Annotated in this window: 14 protein-coding genes and 2 pseudogenes; 7 read left to right on the top strand and 9 right to left on the bottom strand. The window is 34.3% G+C overall.

The genetic code is table 11. The annotated features are described in order from the left end of the window. Positions 1 to 37: 37 nt before the first annotated feature. The 5 genes and pseudogenes from Q1B07_RS24715 to Q1B07_RS24730 all read right to left on the bottom strand — a co-directional run bounded on the left by Q1B07_RS24715 (position 38) and on the right by Q1B07_RS24730 (position 3281). Positions 38 to 301, bottom strand: coding sequence for a hypothetical protein (locus tag Q1B07_RS24715; RefSeq protein WP_299095235.1), 264 nt, complete (start codon positions 299 to 301; stop codon positions 38 to 40). A gap of 206 nt (positions 302 to 507) precedes the next feature. Next, complete coding sequence (locus Q1B07_RS27120) at positions 508 to 681, bottom strand: YetF domain-containing protein (protein WP_366945286.1); 174 nt, start codon at positions 679 to 681, stop codon at positions 508 to 510. Positions 682 to 729: 48 nt separating this feature from the next. Beyond that, positions 730 to 954 (bottom strand): hypothetical protein, encoded by a 225-nt coding sequence (locus Q1B07_RS24720; RefSeq protein WP_299095237.1) that lies wholly within the window; start codon positions 952 to 954, stop codon positions 730 to 732. A 23-nt stretch (positions 955 to 977) separates the two neighbouring features. Further along, positions 978 to 1556, bottom strand: coding sequence for a CBO0543 family protein (locus tag Q1B07_RS24725; RefSeq protein ID WP_299095240.1), 579 nt, complete (start codon positions 1554 to 1556; stop codon positions 978 to 980). Positions 1557 to 1793: 237 nt separating this feature from the next. Then, positions 1794 to 3281 (bottom strand): annotated as a pseudogene (locus Q1B07_RS24730) (phospholipase D-like domain-containing protein). A gap of 565 nt (positions 3282 to 3846) precedes the next feature. Here Q1B07_RS24730 and Q1B07_RS24735 point away from each other — a divergent pair. The 4 genes from Q1B07_RS24735 to Q1B07_RS24750 all read left to right on the top strand — a co-directional run bounded on the left by Q1B07_RS24735 (position 3847) and on the right by Q1B07_RS24750 (position 6074). Then, complete coding sequence (locus Q1B07_RS24735) at positions 3847 to 4020, top strand: hypothetical protein (protein WP_366945285.1); 174 nt, start codon at positions 3847 to 3849, stop codon at positions 4018 to 4020. Between the two features lie 16 nt (positions 4021 to 4036). Next, positions 4037 to 4390 carry an IS66 family insertion sequence element accessory protein TnpB gene (gene tnpB / locus Q1B07_RS24740; RefSeq protein WP_299095242.1) on the top strand — a complete coding sequence of 118 codons (354 nt, stop codon included), beginning with the start codon at positions 4037 to 4039 and terminating at the stop codon, positions 4388 to 4390. Positions 4391 to 4480: 90 nt separating this feature from the next. Further along, positions 4481 to 5998: an IS66 family transposase gene (locus Q1B07_RS24745; RefSeq protein ID WP_299095244.1), complete on the top strand. Its 1518-nt coding sequence runs from the start codon at positions 4481 to 4483 to the stop codon at positions 5996 to 5998. Further along, a complete protein-coding gene (locus Q1B07_RS24750) occupies positions 5946 to 6074 on the top strand; it encodes a hypothetical protein (RefSeq protein WP_299095246.1) in 129 nt (42 codons plus the stop codon). Before Q1B07_RS24745 ends, Q1B07_RS24750 begins: the two co-directional genes overlap by 53 nt. Positions 6075 to 6189: 115 nt before the next feature. Here Q1B07_RS24750 and Q1B07_RS24755 read toward each other — a convergent pair whose 3' ends face one another. The 4 genes and pseudogenes from Q1B07_RS24755 to Q1B07_RS24770 form a co-directional block, all read right to left on the bottom strand. Beyond that, complete coding sequence (locus tag Q1B07_RS24755) at positions 6190 to 6375, bottom strand: hypothetical protein (protein WP_058005451.1); 186 nt, start codon at positions 6373 to 6375, stop codon at positions 6190 to 6192. A gap of 2 nt (positions 6376 to 6377) precedes the next feature. After that, positions 6378 to 6818, bottom strand: coding sequence for an Hsp20/alpha crystallin family protein (locus Q1B07_RS24760; RefSeq protein ID WP_299095258.1), 441 nt, complete (start codon positions 6816 to 6818; stop codon positions 6378 to 6380). A gap of 125 nt (positions 6819 to 6943) precedes the next feature. Next, the gene (locus Q1B07_RS24765; protein WP_299095260.1) at positions 6944 to 7153 is read right to left on the bottom strand and encodes a hypothetical protein; all 210 of its coding nucleotides are present in this window, start codon (positions 7151 to 7153) and stop codon (positions 6944 to 6946) included. Positions 7154 to 7205: 52 nt separating this feature from the next. Then, a pseudogene (locus Q1B07_RS24770) lies at positions 7206 to 8093 on the bottom strand (spore germination protein). Between the two features lie 369 nt (positions 8094 to 8462). Here Q1B07_RS24770 and Q1B07_RS24775 point away from each other — a divergent pair. The 3 genes from Q1B07_RS24775 to Q1B07_RS24785 are packed head-to-tail and all read left to right on the top strand — an operon-like array spanning position 8463 to position 12184. Beyond that, on the top strand, positions 8463 to 9947 hold the full coding sequence (locus tag Q1B07_RS24775) for a spore germination protein (protein WP_299834051.1): 1485 nt from the start codon (positions 8463 to 8465) through the stop codon (positions 9945 to 9947). Positions 9948 to 9958: 11 nt separating this feature from the next. Continuing rightward, entirely contained in the window at positions 9959 to 11038 is a 1080-nt protein-coding gene (locus tag Q1B07_RS24780; protein WP_299095666.1) for a GerAB/ArcD/ProY family transporter, read from the top strand. Between the two features lie 15 nt (positions 11039 to 11053). Next, positions 11054 to 12184 (top strand): Ger(x)C family spore germination protein, encoded by a 1131-nt coding sequence (locus Q1B07_RS24785; RefSeq protein ID WP_299095668.1) that lies wholly within the window; start codon positions 11054 to 11056, stop codon positions 12182 to 12184. Positions 12185 to 12257 lie beyond the last annotated feature (73 nt).

Consider the following 12257-nt stretch of genomic DNA (forward strand, 5'->3'; position numbering starts at 1 on the left):
CTTTCCTCCACCCAAATTGGTAAATAAGTGTTCAATTTTATCTAGCACTTTCTGTATACTTTAGTTTAGCAGTTACAAAAGGAATATTTTTTTTAATTAAAGTCTCTTTTTCATATCCAAGGATCATTGATTCTAAAACAAAAAAGACAGGTAAACTGAACATTTTTTGAATTAAGGAAATGATAAAGTCATACGTGATCTCAGTCATTCCAATGGTGATAGATACAAAGTTATCTTTTGGAAAGTCAAAACTCTTAATTATACTCTGGTGGGAATACTGCACAAAATATTCTTTTTTCAATTTAATCTCCTTTCTAAGTCAATTCCTTTTGAACCATTTAGTTCATCAATCGCGCCCGATTGGAAGACCAAAGAGTAACAAACACCTTATCAGATAAATTCTTAAAACGGATTCTCTGGTTCATCTTTTTTATAAACGGTGAATCTTATTTTTAAATCCACATTATATTCACCAAGAAAATTGATATGCTCCTATCCTAACAAATTTTATTTTGGACTTATATGTATGGCTTCACTCTCTCGCAAATCTGCGTAGAATATACGCTTTACATTATCATATCCGTTGGTAGTTAATTGGTTATCTAACCACTGTTGATCAAATCCGTGTTCATGTAAATTATCCCATAAAATTTCCCCATCTAGAATTAACGATATTGGGATCGCCTAATAAGAGAGAACGTGTCGATTTATTTTTTAGAGTCATAAACTCTATCCCCAACATGAGAAGCGTCCACAATCCGATGGCATATAAAAAGTGAACTTATCTTCATAAATGGTATTTCCTAAAAAATCTCCAAGTACTAACACAAAAACTAAGTGAAACGGGGTTAACTGAGAGATGGATGTTCTGCCTGTTATGATAATAATAAAAAATAAGGTGACAAAACCTACTATGACTTTGATCGTCAGTAAACCAATATTAACTTCTTCCAAAGTTTTTTCCTCCAATTTAAAATTTACTTAGTTGTAAGATCTTGAAGTTTAGATAAAGAGGCTAGTTTTAGTATTAAAGCTCGAGTTCCAATACCAACGATGATGTAATATATGAATGAATAACTGTATCTCCACTCAAAATAATAAACAAGTTCGACCCACTCGGAAAAAGGTTCACCAATAAAGGCGTATGTGAGTGCCATAGTGATTTGTGCGATTACAAAAAATTTCCATGTTCTAAAATATTGATATAACAACATGTAAGCTACAGGCATCATTGAAAAATCAAAGGGAAAGGCCCTAGGAATAATAGGTAGGAATGCAATTGGATAATCCCAAAACCTATATTGTAAGCCAACTACATCTAATAAGGTTGTTGTTATGATAATTATGGTACCAAACAACAAAATTTCTAAAATAATGTCTCGTTTAACGAGTTTAGACCATATAATCCAAGGCACAACTAAAAAACCAACTAATATCCACCATTCCCAAGTTAAAAATTCATTCTTTAGCCAATAATTTAATTCTAAAAGGTACAGTTTATCCTCTAATAAACGTATTTCCTTAAAATTTTCAAATATATTATCTATTGATAACATCCCTTATATTTAAATTAAAAAATAACAGATATTTTTGAATTCAAACACTTTGAGCTGTCTTTTTAGGATTACCGTTTTTTAGTAATGAATTACCATCGTAAATAAAAAAAACCCACGATAGAAGTTCTTCTAACACAGGTTTTCGACTTTTTTAAAATAAATCAGAAATATTTTAAAGCCAATGAAATTTTTTAAATCTAGATTTAAGAGAGAACAATAAAAACAGGATACATCAACTTATAATAATGGAGAAAGCAGGCGAGCACCCTGTTCAATAATGCGCTCGGTCAGGGATCGTTGCAGCAAGTCTTCAATTCTTAATGGTACAGAATCAGTAAGATCGCGTTCGAACTGCTCTGTGAGTTCCCTCGCCACATCAGCACTGTACAAGACTTGACACACCTCATAATTCAGGCGGAAACTTCTCATATCATAGTTTGCTGAGCCTACTTCTGCAATTTCCTCATCGATGATCAACACCTTCGTATGTATCATTCCTTTGTCGTACTGGTAGATTTCGACTCCAGCTTCTATAAGTTCTCCGTAATAAGTGCGGCTTGCAATGTCCACGATTTTTTGATTATTGTGGAGAGGAACCAGCAATCTTACGCGCACACCACGTGCTACTGCTGTCTTTAATGCCATGATAATATCTGTTTCTGGTACAAAATAGGGTGTTGTTATATCAATAGTCTTAGTCGCCTGTGTTATACATATAAAGTAAGTTTGACGTATAACTGGGGTGGGAATTCCAGGGGTTTCCTTCCAACGTATGGATATACGCTTTTTGAAATGTCCTTGTTTTTGGCGATATGTTTATCTCATTATAATCTAGGGTGCTCAACTCTGATCCCAATTCGGCTGACCACCTGACATGATCTTCTCTGCCGATTGGATTGATTACATCAGACTTTGTTTTCAGATTTGTTTTTGATTTTATCCTTTCCGGCACAGCCATATTCCAATGAACCTCAAAAACAGTCTGCAAATCGACCAATGCATCTCCTATGATTTGCAAATGGGTATCCCGCCAGAAGCCAATGTCAGGCTTCAATCCTGTATATTCATATCCTACGTTCATGCATCCAGTAAAAGCTATTTTTCCGTCGATTGTGACAATTCTACAATGATCTCGATAATTCCAATACGACAAGATCCAGGGAAACCGTAAAGGAAATATTGTCCTGCATTCTATCCCTGCTTCAACCATCTGCCGGATTTTTTTACGCGGGAATTTATAACTCCCCAAGCCATCTCTCATAAAACGAACCTGCACTCCATTTAATGCTTTTTTGATTAGCAGTTCTGTGATGCAATTACCAATTTGGTCATTCCGATATATGAAATATTCCAGATCAATTGTTTTTTGGGCTTTTTTCAGGGATTCAAGGAGTTGTTCATATTTTGCTATTCCATTGTTAAACACTTGGACTTGGCCATTCGAAGCCCATTCACAGTTAAATTCCGTAAAGCATCGGCAATTACCGATGCTGAATCACCGAATGTCTCAGGTAATTTGTTAGATTCATTTTTAGAAGAGGTCAATCTTTTTCGATGAATAAACTTAGGGTTTGATATGCTAAGATAAAGCAATAAACCAATGACTGGCAATAGAAAGACGATTATTATCCAATTCAATGCCTTGGCAGGCCTACGTACTTCCCAAATTGCTATGAATAACATAAATAGTGCATTAAATAGATATAGACCAAAAATCCACTCCAACTGAAATCCCTCCCTTGTTTTTCTCTTAACATGTACAAACTGTGTAGGGAGTATACGTTTGGAATACGAAGGAAATGTTTAGATATACATTACAGGCTCACCTTTGGGTGAACGATTATAAATTGGGAAAATTTTAATGGACTTTCAAATTTATGCACGTGACTGGCTTGTTCCTCATGAAGAGGAGGAGTAAGCAGAGACTTTCAGTATGCAGGAAGCAATTAGGCGTGCCATCCAATATAATGCAGAAATAAAATAAGCTGAGACAGCCCATTCACCGTATTATAGATACAAAGACAGTAATGGACACACATGAATTTTGATTTGAGGACGCACGCATGATGGAACCAAAAATTACGTGACAAAAAAAGTTGTTTACTAAATCCCTTTATTAAACTATATGGCCCGATACAAAAATAAAGAGCGCAATTCATGCTACAGAATACCAGCGCTAATATAAGTCAATACTTTTGGCTTAATAGTAAGCCCCCATTCAAACAACGCATATAAACACGCAGCACCTCCTGGTACGATACATGTATCAATCAAAGGAGGTGCTTTTCCTATGCCACAACAAAAACTAACCATTGTTCCCGTTACATTACATACCGAAAACGAAAATAATTCTGCAACAAAGCCAACAGTGCTTTCCTCCAATCCTACTTGCACGATTAAAACGGCAAACGCTGAAATTTCCTTCTTTAACGGTGTAGATGAGCACATCATCCAGCGGTCATGAGGGAGTTGAAAAATGGGTGAAACACGACTATACAAGTGTTAAAAACATTTATATCATTTGCGGTAAGACAGATATGAGAAAAGGAATTGATGGGCTTGCCACACTGATTCAAGATTCTTTCGAACTTGATCCATATAGCGATTCCATTTTCTTATTTTCAGGGTGGAGTAAAGACCGCTATAAATATCTGTATTTTGATGGTGATGGCTTCGCCATGCTGTATAAGCGTTTAGATAGTGGAAAACTTCAATGGCCAAAAGATGAAAATGAAGTACGCCATCTTTCACAACAGGAGCTTCGCTGGCTCCTTGAAGGGTTATCCATTCAGCAGCCAAAAGCCATTCAACCATCGCCAAAAGGTGCGTTCTAAATTCGTTCAAGTCGTTATTTTTATCTTTATTTTCACTGTTCGAACTGATTATAATAGGAGGAACGAAACTGAACGAAAGTGGTGAATGATGTGGCGAACGTTTCTTCTACGAATGAAAATCAATCTGAGAAATTAATTCGATTGCTTGAAGATCAATTAGCTCATTCGAATCAACAAAATAAAGAGTTATCGAAAAAGTTGGATCAATCGTTGAAACAGATTGAATCGTTAACGCAACAACTTCAACACTTAACCAAGCTCTTATATGGCTCTAAAACAGAAAAATCCAAATACAATACGCCCGACGGGCAAGTGTCCTTATTTGAGGATGACCCGTCTTTTACTGATCCTGAGCACACAGAAGAACAAAGCCAACAGACCATTTCTTATACTGTTGTACGAAAAATCCAACCAAAAAAACGAAATGATTCCTTGCGTGAAGATATTGAAATAGAAGCTATTCACCATCATCCAGCAAATACAATCTGTGACGGTTGCCATGATCAAATGATAGAAATGGGCAGTACAATCGTGCGTGAAGAGGCGAAATTTATTCCTGCGAAAATGATGAAAGTTCAACATATTGAACACGCTTATGAATGTAAAAAATGCAAAAGCGATTCATTACAAAAAGGGCAGATTAAACGTGGTAAAGCGCCACAATCTCCCATTCAACGTAGCATCGCAAGTCCTAGCGTACTTGCCAAAGTGATGTATGATAAATTTTCACAATACTTACCTCTTTACCGTCAGGTAAAGGAATGGGAGCGTTATGGCCTGAACACGAATGATAAGAACCTTTCCAATTGGGTCATTCGTGCCTCACACGATTGGCTATTGCCTATTTACGAACGAATGAAGTCTTTGATGATGGCTAAAACCATTCTACATGTCGATGAAACGTATTCACAAATTATCAACCGTTCCGATGGCAAATCTGGTCAGTCTAACGCCTACAATTGGGTCTATCGAAGTGTGCCCAGTCAAGGTCCAACGATTGTCCTGTTTCAAAGTTCATTATCACGTGCTCGGTCTGTTCTCGAAAGCTTCATTGAAGATTATTCCGGAACGATTGTCTGTGATGGTTATTCGGCCTATGACAAAATAGAAGGCGTCACCTTCGCAAATTGTTGGGCGCATGTTCGCCGTTATTGGATGAAAGCGAACAGCAAGAACGGACAAATCGGTGTCAGCTATTGTGATGCTTTGTATCGACTTGAAAGGAAATTCAAGCATCTGTCTCCCAGTAAGCGAAGAAAGAAACGTCAAAAGTTTGCGTTGCCAATCGTTAAGAAATTCCTTGACTGGGTTGAAAAATCACCATTCTACGGCAAAAATGCGCTTGCGAAAGCAGCTGAATATACTCTGAACAGAGCGAATGGACTAAAAGCATTCTTGAAGGATGGCCGTATCGAAATTGATAATAATCCAGCCGAAAATGCCATTCGTCCAAATGTGATGGGTCGAAAAAACTGGCTCTTTTCCGTCAGTGAAGCTGGTGCAAAAGCCAACGCCATCTGGTTTAAGTATCGCAGAAACGGCAAAAGCAAACGGAGTGGATTTCTATCGTTATCTCTTGAAGTTACTGACAGATTTGCCGAATCTTGATATCTATCAACATTCGGAAATTTTAAATCAATATATGCCTTGGTCAAAAATGATCCAAGCAGGATGTGGCAGATAAAATGAAATCACCGTATATCTGATTAAAAAAATCATGATATACGGTGATTTATGATGCGTACGGTTAAGGTATGCTTATTTTTTATAGTTCGGGCTTACAAAAGAAAAGCATTACCTCAAAGGAAGTAATGCTGGTAGGAATTTTTAATATTATTAGTCAGCTCATTTAAAATAATTTTTTTCTTTGCCTGAGGTAAATGGCAGCTTAAAATTAGCAAATCAACTAGGTCAGGTTGTTCCTCAGCAATTTCCTGCAAGTAATCCCTGCCAAACTCTTTCATAACAGGTAGCAAACTGCTCATTTTTAATGGAAATCCACATCAATTCTCTTTTTATTTGTTTGAGTTTGTTTAGGCATGATAACTTCTAGTACACCATTCTTATAAGAAGCCTTTATACCTTCCTCAGAAACAGGAGTTGGTAGTGTAATAGCTCTGTGAAAGCTACCTGTGTATCTTTCTCTCCTATGCATATTCTCTTCTTTAATCTCATTAGTTCTGTTAATTGAGCCACTAATTCTCAATACATTATTTTTAATATCAATGTTTACATCTTCTTTACTCTGTAAGCCTGGAATGTCACAAGTTGCTACTACCTCTTTATCTGTTTCATGAACATCCACTCTTATATTCCCCAATTGATTCATTTCATTGTCTAAATGAAAAGGGAAATCATTGAATAATCTGTCAAAATCTCTCCTAATGTTAGTTAATTGTCTAAATGGATCATAAGGTATTAATGCCATTTGTATCATCTCCTTAGTTATTTTTAACAAATATATTTTTTACATTTACTATGTAATTATTCATTTAAGGGATAAGCTGAGTCAGTTTTAGAAAAGCATCCTATTACAGAAAAAGGAGAGCCTAATTAGCTCTCCACAGTATCATTAGTTTTAACCTCATATCCAAAAAGCTGTGACCTTTCATCAGGTATCCATTTTCCATCTCTAATCCTGCTCAAGCCCTGATACAAAGAGCCTCCTATAATATTCTCTAACCATTTGGAGCATTCAGTCATAGTATCAAAATCATGTAAGTATACTCCATTTTTATACAGTGAATACTTTTTATGTTGCATACTAACACCTCCTTTGATTGATACATGTATCGTACCAGGAGGTGCTGCGTGTTTATATGCGTTGTTTGAATGGGGGCTTACAGAAGGTTACTGGAACAATGAGTGAAGAAGAGGTTCCATCTACTAAAATGGTTACCCTGCCTTCCAGGAGGTTTGAAGTTACCACATCTGGACGTTCTGTAGCTAATACTTTAGGAAATGGAGAATACGGCGGAGTCTTCAATGAACTCTTCTATCATTCCGCTATCCAATCCAATATTCCATCAATCTCAATTCTGCTTAAACGTTCAGTCACTTCTTCTACTAAAGCACGATCTGCAATTCCTTCTATGTAAGCAATAACCACCTTTGTCTTTGTACTTTGCCCAATTTCCATTGACTTAAATTTTAATTGTGGAGTTCTAATTTTTACTGAAGTGTTTACTAATAAGGTTTCTACAAATCCTTCACGGGGACCCCTGACAACTGATTCAGCTGAAGGTTCCTCAATTGACCGTTTTTCCCACTTTGATAAACCAAGTGAAAAACCTGTTTTTATCTCATTTATAATAATTACTGGATTGCCAGAAGAAATTTCTTGTATACAATCATAAAAAGTTTTGATTTCTTTTACATTAGAGACTGATATTTTCTTCTCAATCAATACATCTACTTGACAGTTTTCATCATCTGGGTTGTTCATTAACGGAAAAAGGACATTGTCATCAATTTCTTCAGTATTTGACAGACCTTCTATGTAAATTAGAATAGCTTTTACTTTTTCGCCAATATAAAAATGGCGGAATATAACATCTGAGCAATCTTTATATATCAAGCGAAGTTTGTTTTCATTGTCAATCAAGTTGTCTAAAAGCGGTTCCTTTTGCTCTTGCGATTGTCCCAATGTTTGGTGTTTCATTACCTTTTTTAAATTCAACAGACTCCGCTTCACATTGCTCATCCTTTCTTGCCTTTTCTAAAAACATAATAACCGTTTTTAATAGCTTTCCCTTTTATTTTCGAAAGGGATTTTTTACCACCACCATCATCGTGCAAAGTATAAATTCCACGATCAATTGGAAGATAAATACAACTCAGCTACACCAAAAAAAGCAATTGCGAGATTTACTATTGTTACCTCTAAGAAATTAACATGCAATTATTCCATAAATATCCTAGATAGTAAATAATTTCTTCTTGCACAATTTTTAGGAGGGATAATGTCATTTTTGGTAAAATTATTTCCAAAATTAAAGAACAAATCATCTTTTTGTAAAATTAGGACATAATATGATAAAGAAATAATAATTACTAACATGGAGTGTTATTAGTGAAAAAATTTGATAGTAGTGATCAAACTATTTTCAATTATGATGAAATTGTTAAAAAACTAAACAATTCTCCGGACTTAAAATTGAGAGAGTTGAATTCGAAAGATAATACACTTCAAATTATTTTTCTAAATAATTTAGTTGAAACAGAATATTTAAATACTCATATAATTGAGTATTTAACTCAATTGCCTAGTCAACAAATTCATTTTCAATATATTAGAGAGAATATACCGATTGGGGAAGTAAAGGTAGCAAAAGAGATAAATGAAGTTACTTCTTTATTAATCAAAGGATATGCATATCTCTTTTTTTCTTCTGAGCAAAAGGGAATTCTTGTTAATATTGCAGAGACAACAGAACGGGCATTAGAAAAAGCTGAAACAGAATCGTTAGTATATGGTCCAAAATTATCCTTTACTGAATCACTGTCCACCAATATCAAAATTGTTAGACGCAATATTAACGATCATAACTTATGTACAGAAGAGGTTGTTGTGGGGAATCGCGTGAAACAGAAAGTGAGAATCGTCTATATTAAAGATATAGCTAATTCGGAAGATGTCGAAACCATTAGACAACGTCTAAATGAAATAGAAATAGATGATATCATGGATAGTTCTGTATTAGCTCAAATTATGGATGATAATTCTTATTCTTTTTTTCCACAATATGTAATGACAGAACTTCCAGATCGATTTGTGTATTCCATAACAAAAGGTAGGATTGGGATTTTGGTAGATAGAAGCCCAATTTCTATTATTTGTCCATCAACATTTTTTAGTTTTTTTGAATCGACAGAAGATATATATTTACGTTGGTTCTTAAGTTCAGCTTTAAGACTATTACGTATATTTGCAATGATTTCTTCCATCTTTTTTTCAGCGTTTTATGTAGCTGCTGTAACATATCAATATGAACTTATTCCTTCTTCTTTACTCATCAATATAGGTCAATCTCGAGCTAAAGTTCCTTTTCCCCCTTTACTTGAATCTTTAATATTAGAAATTATGATTGAACTACTACGAGAAGCAGGGGCTAGATTACCTTCCAAAGTTGGACAAACGATGGGGATTGTGGGAGGAATAGTACTAGGCCAAGCTGTCGTACAGGCAGGATTAACTAGCAATATTTTAATTATTATCGTCTCTTTAAGTGCATTAGGTTCTTTTGCATCCCCTAGTTATGAAATGGGAACAGCTTTACGAATTCTTAGATTTCCAATGATTTTGTTAGCAGGGGCATGGGGGTTCAATGGAATAATGATTGGAGTATGTATATTACTCATTCATTTACTTAAACTAACTTCGTTAGGGAGACCGTTTCTCTCCCCTCTCTATCCTCTTCGGATTGAAGACTTAAAATATGCATTTTTTCGTTTGCCACAGCACTTTTATAGAAACAGAGCAACTTCAAATAGACCAATTGATAAGCAGCGGCTATCTTGGAAGACAAGTAATAAAGAAGATTTAGATGACATTTAGGAAGTGTTCAGATGAAAAAGGTTTCATTGATCAATGCTTACATGGTTTTTTTTATTATTCATACCGCCCAAATTGGTGTTGGTATTATAGGTGTACCAAGAATTATCTTTTTAGAATCAAAACAAGATGCTTGGATTGTTGTTTTATTCGCAGGTATTATAATCAATTTATTGATTTGGGTAATGTTTCAAATTTTATCCCGTTTTGAAAATAAAGACTTATATCAAATTCATTGTACTGTATTTGGTGAAAAAATAGGGAAACTCTTTAACTTTGTTCTAACAATATACTTCATTATTGCTTATTATTCTATTATGAACAGCTATATCGAAATGGCTCTTAGCTGGGGATATGAAGGTATATATGAATGGGTAGGCTCTTTTATATTGATTTTTATTTCAGTATATGCAGTAATGGGAGGATTTAGAGTTATTGTAGGTATATGTTTTTTAACATTTTTATTAACTATTTGGCTTGTGTTTGTAATATATCAACCATTAGATCATGTTCAATGGATTCGAATTTCCCCAGTTTTTAACTCTAATCTAACAGAATTAAGTAGAGGGATTTTTAGATCAACCTATACGATGTTGGGGTTCGAAACGCTTTTTTTCATCTATCCCTTTATAAAAGAGAAAAATAAAGTCCATTTTTTTGCTCAACTAGCAGTTGTATTCACTACTTGTTTGGTATGTATGGTAACATTACTTTCAGTTATTTATTTTAGTCCCGCTCAACTTGAGAAAACAATTTGGCCCTCTCTAACAATGCTTAGCATTGTTAAATTTCCTTTCGTCGAAAGATTTGAATATATTGCTATATCCTTTTGGATATTAGTTATTCTGCCAAATCTTTCTCTTTTCTTATGGATTGCTACTAGAGGACTAAAAGATGTTTTTCGCATTAAACAGAAATATGCTGTCTGGATCATTAGTGTGATTCTATGGATTTTAAGTTTTGTTGTTACCGAAAGAGTTGAAAATAATACTTTTATTGATGTAGTCACATTAACAGGATTTTACTTGTGGTTCTGTTATCCATTATTTTTATATATTGTAACTTTTTTCAAAAAAAAAAAAAAGAACGGTTAGAAAAAGGATGATGTCATGCGTTTACTTATCTTGATATTAAGTTGCTTTATCCTTACGAGTTGTGTATTACCTGAAAGAATATTAGAAAAGCAAGGAATTTCAACAGCGATAGGTTTTGATTTAATTGAAAATAATCAAATTAAAGGAACATTATCGTTACTACAATTTGATCCTAATATGCAAAGTTCTAGCCAAATTATTTCAACTGTAAACGGTTCTAGTAAAAATATACGCCAATCACTCGAGAATAAGACCAGTCATGATATTAGTTCTGGGCAACTTCGTTCTATCATTTTTAATGAAGAGTTAGCAAGAGAAAAAGGGATCATGTCTCTTCTAGATACGTTTCAAAGAGATAGCAATATCGGTTCTCTTTTATATTTAATTATTAGTAAACCGTCATCTGAGTCTATAATTACTAGCAAACATCAAGAAGATCTTACAGATATAGGTACTTACTTGTATCGCCTCATTGAAAAACATTTAAAACGAGAAAAGCTTACACAATGTACTTTACATGATTTTTTGTCCCTGTATTATGAAGTTGGAATTGATCCAACTTTACCTGTAGTGACTGTTAGATCAAAAACCTCACCTTATATTAAAGAGGTCGCAGTGTTCAAAGAGGATAAAATGGTAGGGTCAATTTCTAATGACGAAAGTATCTATCTTAAAATGATCCATAACCCTAAGCGCATAATCGGATTGCAACAAATTAATATTCCTAAGAGTCATTTAGAGAAAAATTATATTTCAACTAAAGAAATGAAGGATGATTATTTAAAAATAATGGTTCAACCTATAGGAGCAAATGGTAACGTTACATTCTCTTCGATAGAAAAAAATGAATTTAACGTAAATCTTTCAGGATCTATGATCATATATGAAATGTCTGAAGACCTTTCTTTAAACAATAAAAATGTAAAATTCTTAGAAAAAGAAATATCAAATTACATGGAAAATGAACTAGATAATTTAATGAAAAAATTAAAAACAATGCAAGCAGACCCTGTAGGTTTTGGAAGAGTTTTGAAAAGTAAAAGAATGTACTCCGAACTTACAGATGAAGAGTGGTATGACAAATATCCTCAAATAAATATTAATACAAAAGTATCTTTTCAAATAAAAAGAACTGGAACAAAGTAAGCCCGAATTATAAAAAATAAGCGCACCTTTCGGTCCGCATCACGAATAGCCGTAAATCCTGATTTTTTTAATC

It is taken from the genome of uncultured Metabacillus sp. (assembly GCF_947503125.1).
Classification (GTDB): Bacteria; Bacillota; Bacilli; order Bacillales; family Bacillaceae; genus Metabacillus.